Origin of the sequence: Alloyangia mangrovi (genome assembly GCF_002300555.2) — a bacterium.
Lineage (GTDB): Bacteria > Pseudomonadota > Alphaproteobacteria > Rhodobacterales > Rhodobacteraceae > Salipiger > Salipiger mangrovi.
This window is the reverse complement of record NZ_NTHN02000036.1, coordinates 1-14,517: the sequence shown is the minus strand read 5'-3', so window position 1 is coordinate 14,517 and position 14,517 is coordinate 1. Positions and strand designations below refer to the sequence as shown.

Here is a 14,517-nt window from a genome sequence, read left to right as displayed (position 1 = left end):
GAGACCTCTGCTCAGGCGGCCGCGTAGCTGGAGAAGACCTCTGTGCTCCCATCCTTTCTGATCAGGATTACATCATAGGCTTCGCGCTCGCTCTCGGGACCCATACCGGGCGATCCGTAAGGCATGCCGGGCACGGTGAGGCCGATGGCCTCCGGGCGCTGCGCGAGGAGCTTGCGGATGTCGGCCGCGGGCACGTGCCCTTCGATCATGTAGCCTTCGATCTCGCCGGTGTGGCAGGAGGTCATGTCCTGCGGGATGCCCTTGTCGAGCTTGTGGCGCATCAAAAGCGTGCCAAGGCTGTCCTCCGCGGTGACGGTGAAACCCTCACGGCGCAGGATTTCGATCCAGCCCGTGCAACACCCGCAATTCGGATCCTTGAGGACATGGATCGCCGGTGCAGCCTGCGCCCGAACTCCAATTGGGACTGAAACCGTAAAACTCGCGAGGGCGCTTATCATGTTGCGTCGTGTCATGGTCATCGGTGGCTCCTTTCTGGTCATCGCCGAGGCGTGCTTGCCGCCCTTGGCACGGAGGCTTGGTCTTTCTCGCTCAAGATGCCAGAGGCGGTTGAGCGACGGAAGGCCAACAGGAGCAACGCGTTCAGCGAGCCGGCTGGACGAATGCTGCCATCACAGCTCAGCGTCCCTGGAACTCTCTGATTGGCAGGATGCAGCAGGCGCAGCGCTGGCCGGTCGGAACGCGCAGCTTCAGGATACTCGCTGCGGAGCAGATTTTTTTGGCGTTTAGCGCAATATATCCAGCCCGGCCTCAAACGCGCGTTCCCCGACGGACTGCGGAAAGGTAGGCCCGAATTAGCCACCTTTGCCCCCGTCAGCCATCGCCAATGGAAGCTGGCCACAGGGAGTGCCCCCCCGGCGCGCCTACCGATGCCCCACCCATCCGCGATCATCGGTGAAGGCGCGGGCATCCGAGAGCTGGGTGTACTGGTAGTCTTCCGGCAGACTGTCGAGCGCGGTCAGCGGTGTGCGCGACGCTGCGAGGAGCATGTTGCCGCGCCCTCGGTCGCTGATTGGACCGCGGATCGTCTCCACATGCGGGTAGAGCTCGCGCAGGATCGCGTGAACACCTCGGGCAAGGGGGCCGTCAGGCTTGTCGATCAGGTTCACATAGACCGGCCCATCCACGATGCCGCGCAGACGTTCGAAGGTCTCGATCGTCACGAGGTGGGCCGGGACCGAGCCCGAGGAAAAGGCATCCATCACCGCAGCATCGAACCGGCGCTCTGTCTCGTTCAGGTAGACCCGCCCATCTGCATGCACGAGTCCAAGCCGCCCGGTCGCGGCCTCGGTGCCTGCGTCGTACCCCGTGCGTGCGATCATCTGTCCCGCGCGCGGCAGGTTGTCCTGCACGACATGGGTCACGAGCGGATCGATCTCGACGGCGGTCGCTCGGGCCTTCGGGCGCGAGACGAGAAGTTCGGTCGGGAGGGTGTAGCCGCCACCACCGACAAAGAGCACCGAAGGGGCCGGACCCAAGTCATGATCGAGGCGGTTCCAGAGCCACTGCGTATAGGGCAGGACCAGCTCACCCGCAGCCGCTTTCGGCTCAGCGGCAGACGCCCACTCGGCGGCCTGTATGGTTCCATCCGAGACGAGAAGCACCTCGGGGCCGTTCTTCGCGACATGCAGGCACGAAAGGCCAGACTCGTACTCGCAGGCCGGCGCGCCGGCCAGACCCGCGAAGGCCACGAAGCCGACCGCTGAGAAGGAGACAACCCTGTTCTGCTCCCCCCCGGTCAGCGGACCCGCTCCGCAGGAACGGCAGGCAAAAAAGCGCGGCCGCGCCGCAGGCGGCAAAGGTCGCGGTCGATCCGATCAGCGGCAGCGTCACGAACCCGGCGAGGATGGCACCAAAGATCGCCCCCGCGGAGCCGGCGGCCAGCACGATCCCCAGTGACGAGCCCTCGCGGCCCGGTCGCGCTTCGATGGCCAGCTTGGCCAGCAGAGGCGACGGCAGTGTCACGAAGACCGAAGCCGGAAAGAAGACGAGGATCACGGTCAACAGCATGCCGCCGGTGCCACGCGCGCCCCAGGCATGGAACAGCCCGAGCAGTGTCGGCGAAACTGCCATGAGCACCGCCGTCGCCACCAGCGCGTTTCGGACGTTGCCGAGCGCCACCGCGCGCGGCCGTTCAGCGATGAAGCCCCCCCAGCGCGCTGCCAAGCGAGAACCCTCCAAGGACGGTCGCGATAACGCTGGTCCAGGTCAGCAGCGAGGTGCCGAAGAAGGGCGCGAGCACGCGGCCTGCCGCGATCTCGTAGGTCAGCCCCACCGCCGAGAGCAGCAGGATGAGGGCTATGGTGATGGAGAACCGAATGGTGCGTTCCTTTGCGTTCAGCGGGTCATTCCCCGCTCACAGCCCTATCACCGGATTGCTTGTCCCACACGTAGGGAAAGCTGCCTGTGAAGTTGGCGCCGAGCACGCTGCCTTCCGATCCAGCCGACCAGCGGGTAGAGCGCGAGCCCGTAGACCATGGTAGCGAGCGCCAGGGCCGTTCGCAGGTCCCGCCCAGCGTAAATGCGGACGTCCGTCATGACTGCGAAGGCGATCAGCAAGGCTCCCTCGAGGACGAAAGCCAGGGCCAAGCCCCGTGCCGCCGCATTGATCTGCGCGAAATAGGCCCAGTGATACCCCGCCCCGCAGACAATCCACATCAGCCCGAGCAGCGCCAGCACGACCCGGGACGCGCGCGCCGTGCCGCGCCGGCAGAGGACAATCATCATGAGCCCTACGGGATAGGCGAGCATCCAGTAGGGCCATGCCGCCGTGTTCCAGGCGGCGAAGATCGCGAAGAAACTCTTCCCTCGAAAACGGCATCGCCCTTCTCCCCGGCGAGGCTGCTGCGCCCTCCGAAGAGGCTCCCATGCGGGAGGATCTCGGTTAATGCTGCATGCGCAAAAGGAATTTCGACTTTCTTCGACCTGAATGGCGTGAAAGGGCTCGGAGCAGACCTGCGGCGGCGCGGCGTGCTGGGTGCCCAAGTGAGGCGACCCTCCCGGCAGAGACGGCCCTAAGCCGATCTTCGTCAAGACGGACCTCGCTGCGGCGCAGCTTCCCCGAAGCGGCCATCAGTAGGATCGTGTAGCAGGCCAGGTCGGATCAGTGCGATATAACCCAAGGCCCTTCATGCAAAGTCTACCACCTTCGGCAAATTAGCTTGCGAAAGAAATCCTTCCGTGAAGGCTCAAAGCTATGGACCTAATTTACAATTTAGGCACCCTGCTCAGAGCACTCGACTACTTTGACCTGATCAAGGCCCGCAACGGGCATTGACACGCCCCACGGATAGGCAATGGGTTCCCCGCGTTGATATTGATATACTACGATTTCCGGCAAGTTCCGCTTATCGTAGCGCCGACCAAATGTGAAAACCACGCTGTTCGGTGCGGCCAACACCAGATGCAACCGCTTTACGCCTTTCCCGGCAAGATTCTTCGCGACCTCCAGAAATTCCTGTGCCAAGCGGTTCTGCTTTTGTTGCGACCAGTGTCCGTCGGATGACATGCCATCGAGGGTCAGTCTGACCTTCGGGAGATCAAACGTGGTCGCCATGTCGTCATCTTGGATCGGGTATGAGAATGCCGTTGCCAAAACGACTTCTGGCGCACCCCCGATCGCTTCGACCCCATCCACATGAAATTGTGCGCCATCGTCAGGGCCTTCGATCTTACGCCACGTTTCCTGAGCGCGGTCCCAGTCATAAGTGATGATGCTTCCTTCATCGTCGAGCAGCACGCCCGTCAGAAATGTGTAGGGGACCGATGTCAGCCCGCCATAGATCGTCGTAAGATCAGCCCTGTCGCCATCTTTCTGGTGCTGCAGAACAGACCGGTGCATTGATACTATTTCGCTCAGAGCTCTTTCAGGTGCGATCACCTGTCCGTCCAGCCTGTTTCGCAAGTCCAGCAGGATGGGCACCACCGAGCCCTTCTGGTGTTTTGCCACCGTGTCGGCCAACGAATTTCCATCATCGTCCCGAAGTCCGCGCGCCTCGATAACGATGTTCCGAAATTTTGATTGCGCTCGCGCCTCTCCAATGAATCTTGCAACCGCGAATGCGATTCCGGAGACTATTAAGACAAGGCCGACTGCAAGAATATAAAAGTCGATGTCCTCAAGTTTGTTCTCGAGACGGGCTGCGCCTTCAGGAAGGCTCCCCCAAAAAAAAACGCAAAAGCTGAAGGAGCAAGGGTGCCCCGGCAAAGATCGCAATGAGCAAACCTACGCCTGTCTGAATCAGAAAGCGTTCGATTGTTGTGGTCCGGAACCACCAGTCTATGAGCTTCGTGAGAAAATTGTCGAAGTGTCGTTTGAACATTTTCAAGCGGGTCTTTCATTTAGAAGGCACGTTACACACGCGAGACGCTAACCGTAGAGGGAGGATGGCCGCGTACGAAAAGATGTGCGCTGCATTCGAAGCGCCAATACCATCTCAGCCGGCTGATAAAGAGTACCGCAAAATCTACCCCTCCAGAGCCGTCCACGAGATCCTGCATGGCGCGCACGTCTTGAAGACTGGGGTCCACGTTGAAGCTCGGGTGGCTGTGCCATTCGCCCAGATAGTTGAAGCGTCCGTATTCGGAACCCGTTCTTTCGAAGAAAGCCGACAGAGCTTCATCGTGATGATCGGCGTCGCGCACAAACTGCGCGCGGGTTCCGCGGGATGTGTCTACGCTGAAGTCGACGATCTGAAACACCTGGTCGCCGATCTCTTCGCCCATCAAGATTCCGCCGATCTCACGTGACCCTGACATGAACAGATGGTGTCGCATGCGTTGCAGAACATCAGTCGGCAACTGCAACTGCATCCGCGTCCTCCTCTGGAGGCAAGTGGGCTTTGAGGATCTCGAAAAAGGATTTCTCGTCAAGCGGTTCTATGGTTTCCCCCCATTCCCCAACAGGGATCAAATCGATTGGCCGCGTGTCGAAGGGTTGGTCAAAGAGCCACTCTGATGAAAGGCCGATCACGTAGGCAGAGACAGGGAAGATGCTGCCGTCCGGGCGGGCCAGTAGATCGATTACTAAACGGCTGGCGTGCGCAGCAATTACGCCGACATCTGCATCAACCGCAAGCATCGGTGTCCCATCAGCACCCTGGCCCGCATAACGCTCTGGATCGTCAGGCTTGATCCATGCGACGCCTTGATCCTCACACCACCTGTCGATTTGCGCCCGTGCCATGTGCGGGGTTGGATCCATATCGGGCCGCGCCCTCGCTATAAGGCCCCCGATTCCGCCGGCGAACACTTGGGCCCAGACCATTGGTTTTCTTTTGCGCGTAGCCATTGAGGCAATCATGTTGAATGCGGTCGGCTCGCCAGTGGCGTCGATCAGAACATCGCATTCACTTAGCGCCTCAAGCGCACCGGCCATAGAGTCCGCGCTTTCTTGGCCGCCGAGTGTCATGCGCAATGCGGCGACATCTACTTCAGGAGCCAGATTCTTCAGTCTTTCTCGCAGCCCGAACGCCTTATGCGCGCCCGTGACGCTCAGGTCCAACTCGTTGCGCACTGCATTGCCGGGGAAAAAAAATGTCTTCATCGATTAAGAGGAATTTTCCCACGCCCGTCCTGCAAAGACTGGCAGCAACCTTTGACCCAACGGAGCCACATCCAACGATCCCTACAGACTTGTCAGCCAGCACCTTGAACTCGTCCGGCACGCGTTTTTTGCTCGGCCGGAACGATAACCGTTCTGTAAGGGAAAGCCTTCCGATCGTCTGGCTTACCAAAGATCGAGAAAAGCTCCCATTCCTCCGCGTAGCCCAATAGCAAATAGGTGAACGCATCCGTGTCGAACATTCGACAGCGCAGTTCACGAAGGCCTACGCGGTCAAGAAAAGCTCCCAGGGCTTCGATGGTTACAGGGCCTAAGCTTCCTGCTCCCGGCACGCGAACGACCGTTCCCGCTTCTTTGGCAAATCCATCGGGCAAGACCAGGTCGCTCACCCAAGACGGAGCGTCCATTGGCCCTATGTGTGTTAGTGAAGCAAGAAAGCTGTTTGCTGCCTTCCTCTCTGAAAGCGTGAACTCTCTTTCCCCAAAGTCCGGTAGCCTGTTGATTGCCGCAAGATCGTTCTCGCTCACTAAGAAACGACAAGACTTGGATCGAAGGTCACGTCCGAGAGATGCAGTGTGTGCCGATCGCGCATTTACGGTCTCTCCACCCTCGGGATGTTCTTCGGCAATCAGACGCTGGCAACTCGCCACCATATCCGCGCCTGTGATCGCAGGGTGCCAGTTGTCTGGGCGGTGTTCGAGGCAGAGTTCCCCGTCAGCCCCATATTGATGGTTTGAAATCCGCGATCCGTCGTCGGTGAAGATCATTGGCGGCGCATCTGGAAATACACTTGGATAACGCATCCGAAACCCAAAACGCTTCTCGCCATGCGTGATTATGAAGCCGACGCACATTTCAAGGTCTTTGTTGGCCTGCCATTTTTCGACAGAAAGCCAATCCACGCTGCCCTCCAGTTCCGCGAGGGTGGCCTTTTCCGCCCTAAGTCTTGAATTTTGCAGCAGCCACCAAGTCATGCGAAACCGTCAGGCTTTTTGGGCGTCCGAGGTGTGTCTCCGAAGGAAACACTGGGGGCTGAGGTCGCCGAAGCTACCCCTGCAGCCTTCACAAGGCTGGGCGAGCCTGGCCGTGATGGCTGCAATACACGGTTGCTTGCCCGATCGGTGAGACCTTGCCCCATACGGCTCGCCAGCACATTTGCCATGCGCCTGTGTTCGACCAGACGACCGGCGGTGGAAAAATCCTCTCGCGCTTGCTTCAGCCATTCAAAGAACGCATCCGCGCGCTCCGGATGGTCCTCCCACTTATCAGCGAAGTTTTCGAGCGCGTCAGTCGGGTTCTTGATGATGTACTTTGTCCCGTCATGCTCAATTGCGTCCTCCATCCGGCTCAGAATCGACAGCAGCGCATAGCCAATCGTTTCCTCGCTCTGGTAAGCGTGCGCGGCAAGAGAGGAAATTATGATCGAAATTGGCTTGTCTGTCGGATCATCCGCGAACATTGAGTCGCGGTGCCGTTTCAAAATCATGATGGTAGATTGCAGCGGTGTGCGCACCCGATATGTCGGGATGTCTTCGACACTGGCGGCTACACCTTCCGCGCGCATTTCGTTCAAGATCTTCTGACGCCTGCGGAGGAAGACGTCGCCCATGCGCGATTTGAACCACTCCGCGTATCCCCGCGGATTGGAACGTGGCCATTCGTCTGTGATGGCGTAGTACGCCGGTTCCTCATTATCCGTGATTGCGATGGCCGTGTCGGAAAATTGTGCATCGAGATTGCGCGTCTCAAGCAGCAGTCGCTGATCTTCGGCGTTTGGAATACAGGGAACGATGTCCATATGGAACTGGGCGCCATCGGCATATTCGAGTCGCCAGCACCGTCGGCCTTCGTGCACCGGTTTCTTGATGCCCTTGCTTTCACGGTAGAGCTTTATTTCTTTGCCCAGCATGTCCTTCAGATCGTACTGAGACAGATCCGACTTGCTCAGACTTGTAAGCGAGCAGGCGCAGTCCACGTCATACTCTTCATCGTCAGACATCGGCCTGATAACCGTGCCGAGCCGAAAAGAGCCCTGTATAAAGATATCCGGGTCATGATCCCGGACGCTGGACGCCTCCCGATGCAGCCAGTCACCGAGTGATTTATAGCTCGTTTCCGCCTGTTCGTAGCGTGCCAGTGGGATCTCGAGCGCCTCTGCCAAAGCCTCAAGATATGCTTCGGCCTGTTTGGTAATCGCTACAGACATACTTTACTTTCCATTTTCGTTCCCACGCAATGTGAGTTCCTTACGGATAGATTGCAACGCTTTGGGCGTGCATAATTTCAATTTGAGGTGCGCCAACTCTCCCCGCGAAGAACACTGCTTTACGTTTAGTGAACCGGTTTCTCGCGCCGGTGGCGAATTTTTGGAAGCCGTGGTCAGTTTCGGCCTCCTTGGATCTGGGGAGTTGGGCCTGACTGAATGTCAGGTCCTGAACCTTGACCAAGTTAGGTTCGCACTTGCAGAGAAAGTCCGGAGACCGCCCTTCCTGTCGACGCCTTACGTCATGCTGCGTTTTTCACGGATGTCGCAGAAGCGCTGGCATCCGACTTGTGCTACGGCGTCCAAGAAGCGCAGATAGCAGACGTCGAGTGCATTGTATCGGCTCAGGTAGGCGAGCACGGCCTCGGGGCCGCCGAAAGGCGGCTTGGCATAGACCACCCATTCGGATTTTCGGAATGGCGCGAGCCAGGCGATGAAGGCATCCGCCTGCGCCAGTCGTTCGAGATCGCCGTAGAAGGCCAGTTCCCCGGCGCGATGCAGAACCAGCCGCCCATCGAGGAACAGGCGCCGAAACAGACGTGACAACAGTCGGACGTGCAGAAAGAACCCCGGCTTGCAGGCCACCCACCGAGTGCCGTCCGGCGACAGACCTCCAACCTACGGCTTCGCCACGGTTCTCCAGACCGTGTCCGCGATATAGCGCCAGAACGTCGGCCAGGAAGGCCTGAATCTCTTCATTATGAGTCATCACCTTTCCAGTTCTTCGGCTTCAACACCGCTTGGTAATGCGCCGGTGTCCGACCCCTCGCCTCCCGATACCACTTCGAGAATTCGAGCAGCGGCGGCTCACCGACCTCACCGGCACGGTAGGCATCCTGACGAGCGTCCATCTCCGCCTCGAGTTCCGGTGTAGGCTCTTCCGGCGGAGTCCGCGGGGCATTCCGGATGCCCCTGCCGCCCAAGGTCATGTCTTCGGGCGGCTCGCTCATGGGCACATCTTTCAGGATACCCTTCAAGGCGTTGATAGCATGACGTCTCTTGCGCTCATGTTCGTCTGTCACGATGCACTCCTGTGCGCCAAAATCTACGATAGCATAGACCGGAAAATGGGACTGCGGGACTTGGAAAGTACGCGGCGCCCGGCCCTCCGATGCCAGAAAAACCCAGAAATGGTGCACCGCGCCGGACAAGAGCGGTGCCCGGAGGTGCGTGGCACGCAATTCTGCACCCAATGGCGGCCAGGCGTCACGCCTGGCCGCCATTGCCTTCAAAGGTCCGCAAGAAGGCGCATTGCCCGAACCTTGCCGCGCAAACGGTTGCGGGCATCGCGGAATTCCTGCCATCGAATCAGCATGTCATGACGCCGCTGGATCTCGGCATTGACGTACACGTCTTCGCGAGTGTCACCGCGCAGGATCAGCGCCGAATACCCTGGCAGCATCCCCTCGACGTCGGCAATCAGGGCCTTGCCGACGGCTTCGAGCGCGGCATCATCCCGGTCGTCGAGCACGTCGCCACGCGCAAAGCGCTCCAGCATCATCTGATGACGACGACCTTCCACGTTGAGACTGGCAGGGCGCCAGCAGTCTGAAAGACCGGCAGCATGGGTGATGACCAGTTCCGCGAGGTACTCGATGGTCACTTCGCGGCGCGTGTAGTTATAGCTCATGCTGTCCTCCTTCATGCAGCAGCTGCTTCATCGGAGCCCTGCGCGCCCCCAGGGTTTCCCAGGGCAGAGATCACCTCGGCAAGGGCCTCGGTGAGCAGGCAGATGGTCAGGATCGATGGGTCCGCCGGGTCGATATCGTGGAAGAAATCCACCTCGTCGAAACCAACCTCCTTCCCGTGCTCGGCCAACAACAACCGCTGCAGCCAGCCGAGCTCCCGGCGGTGGCCCGTGGTGAGCCGCGTTGCGACGGCCACCGCGCGGCGGAACCGCTGCAACCTGCCGAGGGCCGGCGCACCGCCGAGCTGCAGGCAGGAATGCTGAAGATCGAGATCGTGACGTGCGAGGAAGGCCTGTACCACCGCACGTTTCTGAATGGCGTTCATTCGAACGTCCTTTCTTGTAAACGCCGCCCCCGAAACGGACGACAAGCACGCAGGCGGGGGCTCCTCCTTTCTTCCTGCGCGTATTGCGTGACGCGGTCTTTCGTCTTTCGAGCCCGCTCACCTCGGGGCGGGTCGCAAAGACGAAAACCGACGAACGCGAACGATATTTTACCAAATGAAATGAGGTCCTTTTCAGAATCTTCATTTTTACGAAGACACTTCTTGCAGCTCATTGTTAACTCGCGAATGCGCGCAGAAATGGTTCGGCGATTGGAAGAATGGAGGACGACAGCGGCAGGTCAGCGTCTGGCCCAAGAATTCTTCGCCACATACTATCCAAGCAAGAGATCGCCCAGTCCGGGCCGTGCTTTTGAGGGTCGCAGCTAACCTATTTTCAGGCAGGAATAGGTCTTCGAAGTATGGAAGGTTTGGACCCCCGCAAAGCGATAACAAGACGTGGCAAAGGCGTGCTTCTCAGGCTCCACCTCAAGGAAAAGCATCGCTACCAAGACGGGCAATTGCAGCAATTCATCTGACTCAATACTGCCTGATAAGCGGCGTTGACCGAGACCAAGTGGTGAAAAGCGAGGAAGAGCGCCGCGATGCCTGCAAGTGCGCCAAGAGAATGCGCACGCGAGTTCTTGGTTCACTGGACCTCTGGAACCATGATAAAATATGGCATCACGACCGAAGTCTTAGGAAAAATGGTGCCCCCACACGGACTCGAACCGCGGACCTACTGATTACAAATCAGTTGCTCTACCAGCTGAGCTATAGGGGCACCGTGGGCAGAGGCATATGCCAGCTTCGCCCCCTTGTGCAAGAGCGATTCAGCGATTTGCGCGAGCCAGGAGTCCCACCGCCGCCAACCCCACGCCGATCACCAGCACCGCCGCCGGGGCGGCGCCTCCGAGGTTCTCCAGCGAGGCCTGGTCATGCACACGCGTGGCAAGGGTCTCGTAGTTGAACGGGCGCAGCAGCAGCGTGGCAGGAAGCTCCTTGACACAATCGACGAAGACCAGCAGCAGCGCCGAGGCGACCGAGCCGCGCATCAGCGGGTAGTACACCTCGCGCAACGTCTGTCCCTGGGTACGGCCGAGCGAGCGGGCGGCGCGGGCGAGATTGGGCGAGATCCGCCCCATCGCCGCATCCGCCGCGCCCTGCGCGATGGCGAAGAAGCGGACGAAATAGGAAAGAACAAGCGCAAAGGCCGACCCGGTCAGCACCAGGCCCATGTCGATGCCGGTCGCGGCCTCCACCGTGTCGGCGAGCACATGGTCCACAGCGGCCAGCGGAATCAGGATTCCCACCCCCAGCACAGCTCCCGGCGCGGCGTAGCCGATGGTCGAAATCGGCAGCAGAAGGCGCGGCAATTGCCGGCCCGACAAGCGTACGCCGTAGACCAGGAAGATCCCGCCGAGCACCGTGAGAACTGCCGCGATGCCGCCAACGGTGAGCGTGTGCACCCCGGCCTGCCAGAGCCTCGGGTCGGCCCAGGCCCGCGCGTTGTCGATCGCATGGCCAAGGATCACCCAGGCGGGCAGCACGAACCCCATGCCGAAGGGGATCAGGCAGGCCAGCGTCGCGCCGATCCCGGTGGCACCGCGCAGCGCGGTGCGCGCCACCGGGCGGTGCCGCGAAGAGAGGTTGAAGAAGCGCATGCGGCGGCGCGAGCCCTTCTCGAGCAGCACCAGCACGATGACCAGCGCCAGCACCGTGCCAGCGATCTGCGCCGCTCCTCCGGCGTTGTTGCTCTGCAGCCAGACGCTGAAGATGCCGGTGGTCAGCGTCTGCACCGAGAAGTAATCCACCGTGCCGAAATCGTTCACCGCCTCCATCATGGCGATCGCCATGCCCGCGGCGATGGCCGGGCGCGCGAGCGGCAGGCCGACGCGCCAGAAGCGCGCAAAGGCACCTTGCCCCAGCGAACGCGCCACCTCGTCGGCGCTGCCCGGTTGCTCGCGGAAGGCGTTGCGGGCCAGCAGGTAGACGTAAGGATAAAGCGCCGCCGAGAGCACAATGATCGCCGCCCCCATCGAGCGGATCTCGGGGAACCAGTAGTCGCGCGAGGTCTTCCAGCCGAAGAGTTCGCGCAGCCCGGTCTGCACCGGCCCGGCGTATTCGAGGAAATCGACCAGCGCGTAGGCGCCCACGTAGGCCGGGATCGCCAGCGGCAGCAGCAGCAGCCATTCGAGCCAGCGCCGCCCCGGGAACTCGTAGCGCGCCACCAGCCAGGCCGCGCCCGAGCCTGCCGCCCCGGCCAGCAGCCCGACCCCCGCCATCAGCTTGAGCGTATTGCCGAAATAGCGCGGCAGAGTTGTCGAAATGAGATGCGGCCAGATGTTTTCCGACGGGAACAGCGCGATCCACAGCACCGCCAGGATCGGCGCGATCACCACAGCGGCAATCAGCGCGGCGCCGAGCGACCAGGGGTTCGGCAAGGCCCGCGCCAGCGAAAGTCGGGCGCGGCGCGGGGCGCTGTTGTCGGCAAGGCTCATGAGGGCTCCTTCGTGATCCGCCCCGGGCGGCGCGCGGTTTTCCTTGGCTCTCATCCGGGTATAGTGCCTGCCGTTGGTAACCGAAAGTGCAGGTCATGCAGGTCATTCTCCATATCGGCGCGCAATGCACGGACGAGGATCGCCTGCTCAAGGGCCTGCTGCGCAATGCAGGCGAGTTTCACCGCGAGGGCATCGCCGTCCCCGGCCCCTCGCGCTACCGCATGCTGCTTTCGGAGGCCATCGGCGCGCTCGGTGCAGAGGACCCGGCGCCCGAAGCGCGCGAGGTGCTGCTCGACGCCATCCTCAGCGAGGATCCCGGGCAGGTCACGCGGCTCATCCTGAGCCACGAGACGCTGTTATCCGTGCCGAAGCTCGCGCTGGAGGGCGGCACGCTCTATCGCAAGGCCGAACGGCGGCTGAAGGCGATCGCCCGGCTCTTCGAGGGGGACGATCTGCAGATTTTCCTCGGGCTGCGCGATTTCGCCACATGGCTGCCCGCGATGCTGCGCGCCACGCCGCACCAGACGCTCGAGAGCTTCCTGTCGGGCGCCGACCCGATGCAGCTGCGCTGGTCCGATCTCGTCATGCGGCTGCGGCGCGACCTGCCCGATGTGCCGATCACGCTCTGGTGCAACGAGGACACGCCGCTGCTCTGGGGGAAGATCCTGCGCGAGGCCGCGGGGATCGAGCCCGAGCGGAAGATCACCGGCAGCTTCGATATCTTCTCCGAACTCGTCAGCCCCGAGGCGATGCAGCGCTTCCGCGGCTTCCTGCGCGAGAACCCCACGGTCAGCGAGGCGCAGAAGCGCCGGGTGATGACGGCCTTCCTGGAGAAATACGCCCTGCCCGGGGCGATGGAGGAAGAACTCGACATGCCGGGCTGGGACGAGGCCTATGTCGACATGCTCACCGGGCTCTACGACGAGGATCTGTGGCAGTTGGCGCAGATGGACGGGGTGCGGGTGCTGACGCCCTGAATCGGCGCGTGCACGTCGGAGAACAGGGGGCTCCGCCCCCGCCGCTGCGCGGCTCCCCCGGGATATTTTTGCCTAGAAGAAGGGCGGGAGGTCCCGCCTCCGGTCCGGTCTGGTATTATCTGGCCTGGAACCGGGGCGCGTGCCCCGGTCCGGGATTTTCGAGGGGCTGGCGCGGCGGCTCAGTCCATGCCGAGCGCGGCCTTGTACATTTCCAGCACCGCCTCTTCCTCGGCGATGTCGTCCTTGTCGCGCTTGCGCAGCGCGATGACCTTGCGCATCACCTTGGTGTCGTAGCCGCGGCCCTTTGCCTCGGCCATGACCTCTTTCTGCTGGTCGGCGATTTCCTTCTTTTCCATCTCGAGCCGCTCGAAGCGCTCGATGAACTGCTTCAGCTCGCCTGCGGCGACGCCATAGGCGTCGGAACCATTGTCCTGCATCTCATCAACTCCTGCCAGGTTTTCTGCCGGTATCGCCGGTTTGACTACCCCCCCGGCGCCGCCCTCATCAAGCCCGATCCGGCGCGCCGGGCAGATGCCGCCGAGGGTTGCGAGGCGGGCGGCGATGCAGTACCCGCCCCGAAAGCGCCGAAGGGCGGCGCGAACGGAGGATAGTGCGGCATGGAATGGCTGATCTGGCTGGGTGCGGCGGTCTCGCTCGCGGGGCTCCTGGGGCTTTTCGGATGCATCATCAAGGTCTGGAGCGCCAAGCGCGCCGGGCTCGACGACGACGGGCTGCGCGAGGTTATGCGCAAGATCGTGCCGCTGAACATGGCGACGCTGCTGCTGTCGGTCTTCGGCCTGGCCATGGTGATGGTCGGCATCCTGCTCGGCTGAGCCCGCAGACCTACCGCTGCGGCCAGTCCGCCGCGCGCGTGGTGACCAGATCGTCCCAGAGCGGCTGCGGTGCCCAGAAGGCGCGGTCGGGATGCGCCACCCCGGCCAGCGCCTCGCGCAGTTTCCGAGGCCCGAGGCGCATCGCCACCTGCATCGGCCCGCCGCGCCAGCGCGGCATCTCCAGCACTTGCAGTGCCACCAGATCGAGATCGGAGGCGCGCTGCAGCATGCCCGTGGCCAGCATCCGCGCGCCCTCGTTGGCCATGGCGCCGATCAGAAGCAGCCGCAGCTCCTCGGCCGGCAGCGCGGGCGCGTCGGGGGCGCCGGGCGGAGATGAAGGCCTCGACCTCGG

At 61.7% G+C, this 14,517-nt stretch carries 18 protein-coding genes, 1 tRNA gene and 3 pseudogenes; 2 read left to right on the top strand and 20 right to left on the bottom strand.

What is annotated here, in order from left to right:
* Positions 1 to 11: 11 nt before the first annotated feature.
* The 18 genes and pseudogenes from CLG85_RS17910 to CLG85_RS17830 all read right to left on the bottom strand — a co-directional run bounded on the left by CLG85_RS17910 (position 12) and on the right by CLG85_RS17830 (position 12,355).
* A complete protein-coding gene (locus tag CLG85_RS17910) occupies positions 12 to 479 on the bottom strand; it encodes a DUF411 domain-containing protein (RefSeq protein WP_095880598.1) in 468 nt (155 codons plus the stop codon).
* Between the two features lie 402 nt (positions 480 to 881).
* Positions 882 to 1,709 (bottom strand): spermidine synthase, encoded by an 828-nt coding sequence (locus tag CLG85_RS17905; RefSeq protein WP_260349778.1) that lies wholly within the window; start codon positions 1,707 to 1,709, stop codon positions 882 to 884.
* Between the two features lie 100 nt (positions 1,710 to 1,809).
* Positions 1,810 to 2,139: pseudogene (locus CLG85_RS17900) on the bottom strand (fused MFS/spermidine synthase); the annotation flags it as partial.
* A 13-nt stretch (positions 2,140 to 2,152) separates the two neighbouring features.
* Positions 2,153 to 2,293 carry a fused MFS/spermidine synthase gene (locus tag CLG85_RS17895; RefSeq protein WP_260349776.1) on the bottom strand — a complete coding sequence of 47 codons (141 nt, stop codon included), beginning with the start codon at positions 2,291 to 2,293 and terminating at the stop codon, positions 2,153 to 2,155.
* A gap of 92 nt (positions 2,294 to 2,385) precedes the next feature.
* Positions 2,386 to 3,003: a DUF6064 family protein gene (locus CLG85_RS17890; RefSeq protein WP_260349774.1), complete on the bottom strand. Its 618-nt coding sequence runs from the start codon at positions 3,001 to 3,003 to the stop codon at positions 2,386 to 2,388.
* Positions 3,004 to 3,232: 229 nt separating this feature from the next.
* Positions 3,233 to 4,225 carry an SAVED domain-containing protein gene (locus CLG85_RS17885; RefSeq protein WP_260349803.1) on the bottom strand — a complete coding sequence of 331 codons (993 nt, stop codon included), beginning with the start codon at positions 4,223 to 4,225 and terminating at the stop codon, positions 3,233 to 3,235.
* Positions 4,167 to 4,340: a hypothetical protein gene (locus CLG85_RS27790; RefSeq protein WP_375796936.1), complete on the bottom strand. Its 174-nt coding sequence runs from the start codon at positions 4,338 to 4,340 to the stop codon at positions 4,167 to 4,169. The genes CLG85_RS17885 and CLG85_RS27790 overlap by 59 nt, the downstream gene beginning before the upstream one ends.
* Positions 4,341 to 4,371: 31 nt before the next feature.
* Positions 4,372 to 4,830 (bottom strand): Mov34/MPN/PAD-1 family protein, encoded by a 459-nt coding sequence (locus tag CLG85_RS17880; RefSeq protein ID WP_095880594.1) that lies wholly within the window; start codon positions 4,828 to 4,830, stop codon positions 4,372 to 4,374.
* Entirely contained in the window at positions 4,808 to 5,563 is a 756-nt protein-coding gene (locus CLG85_RS17875) for a ThiF family adenylyltransferase (RefSeq protein ID WP_260349772.1), read from the bottom strand. Before CLG85_RS17875 ends, CLG85_RS17880 begins: the two co-directional genes overlap by 23 nt.
* Positions 5,493 to 5,666, bottom strand: coding sequence for a ThiF family adenylyltransferase (locus CLG85_RS17870; RefSeq protein WP_260349802.1), 174 nt, complete (start codon positions 5,664 to 5,666; stop codon positions 5,493 to 5,495). Before CLG85_RS17870 ends, CLG85_RS17875 begins: the two co-directional genes overlap by 71 nt.
* Positions 5,656 to 6,483 (bottom strand): ubiquitin-conjugating enzyme family protein, encoded by an 828-nt coding sequence (locus CLG85_RS17865; RefSeq protein WP_260349771.1) that lies wholly within the window; start codon positions 6,481 to 6,483, stop codon positions 5,656 to 5,658. The genes CLG85_RS17870 and CLG85_RS17865 overlap by 11 nt, the downstream gene beginning before the upstream one ends.
* Before the next feature lie 68 nt (positions 6,484 to 6,551).
* Positions 6,552 to 7,787, bottom strand: a complete 1,236-nt coding sequence (locus CLG85_RS17860) for a nucleotidyltransferase domain-containing protein (protein ID WP_095880592.1) — start codon at positions 7,785 to 7,787, stop codon at positions 6,552 to 6,554.
* Positions 7,788 to 8,180: 393 nt separating this feature from the next.
* Positions 8,181 to 8,459 (bottom strand): annotated as a pseudogene (locus CLG85_RS17855) (transposase); the annotation flags it as partial.
* 83 nt (positions 8,460 to 8,542) lie between these two features.
* Complete coding sequence (locus CLG85_RS17850) at positions 8,543 to 8,866, bottom strand: hypothetical protein (RefSeq protein ID WP_141244415.1); 324 nt, start codon at positions 8,864 to 8,866, stop codon at positions 8,543 to 8,545.
* A 206-nt stretch (positions 8,867 to 9,072) separates the two neighbouring features.
* The gene (locus tag CLG85_RS17845; protein ID WP_095880590.1) at positions 9,073 to 9,474 is read right to left on the bottom strand and encodes a hypothetical protein; all 402 of its coding nucleotides are present in this window, start codon (positions 9,472 to 9,474) and stop codon (positions 9,073 to 9,075) included.
* Positions 9,475 to 9,485: 11 nt separating this feature from the next.
* Positions 9,486 to 9,857, bottom strand: a complete 372-nt coding sequence (locus CLG85_RS17840; protein WP_095880589.1) for a hypothetical protein — start codon at positions 9,855 to 9,857, stop codon at positions 9,486 to 9,488.
* Between the two features lie 705 nt (positions 9,858 to 10,562).
* A tRNA-Thr gene (locus CLG85_RS17835) sits at positions 10,563 to 10,638 on the bottom strand.
* Between the two features lie 49 nt (positions 10,639 to 10,687).
* On the bottom strand, positions 10,688 to 12,355 hold the full coding sequence (locus CLG85_RS17830) for an ABC transporter permease (protein WP_095880588.1): 1,668 nt from the start codon (positions 12,353 to 12,355) through the stop codon (positions 10,688 to 10,690).
* A 95-nt stretch (positions 12,356 to 12,450) separates the two neighbouring features.
* Here CLG85_RS17830 and CLG85_RS17825 point away from each other — a divergent pair, with 95 nt between their 5' ends.
* Positions 12,451 to 13,332 carry a hypothetical protein gene (locus tag CLG85_RS17825; RefSeq protein ID WP_095880587.1) on the top strand — a complete coding sequence of 294 codons (882 nt, stop codon included), beginning with the start codon at positions 12,451 to 12,453 and terminating at the stop codon, positions 13,330 to 13,332.
* A 179-nt stretch (positions 13,333 to 13,511) separates the two neighbouring features.
* Here CLG85_RS17825 and CLG85_RS17820 read toward each other — a convergent pair whose 3' ends face one another.
* On the bottom strand, positions 13,512 to 13,769 hold the full coding sequence (locus CLG85_RS17820) for a DUF2312 domain-containing protein (RefSeq protein ID WP_224844552.1): 258 nt from the start codon (positions 13,767 to 13,769) through the stop codon (positions 13,512 to 13,514).
* Positions 13,770 to 13,949: 180 nt separating this feature from the next.
* Between CLG85_RS17820 and CLG85_RS17815 the strand changes: the two genes are divergently transcribed.
* The gene (locus CLG85_RS17815; protein WP_164191842.1) at positions 13,950 to 14,165 is read left to right on the top strand and encodes a hypothetical protein; all 216 of its coding nucleotides are present in this window, start codon (positions 13,950 to 13,952) and stop codon (positions 14,163 to 14,165) included.
* A gap of 10 nt (positions 14,166 to 14,175) precedes the next feature.
* Here CLG85_RS17815 and CLG85_RS17810 read toward each other — a convergent pair.
* A pseudogene (locus CLG85_RS17810) lies at positions 14,176 to 14,517 on the bottom strand (hypothetical protein); the annotation flags it as partial.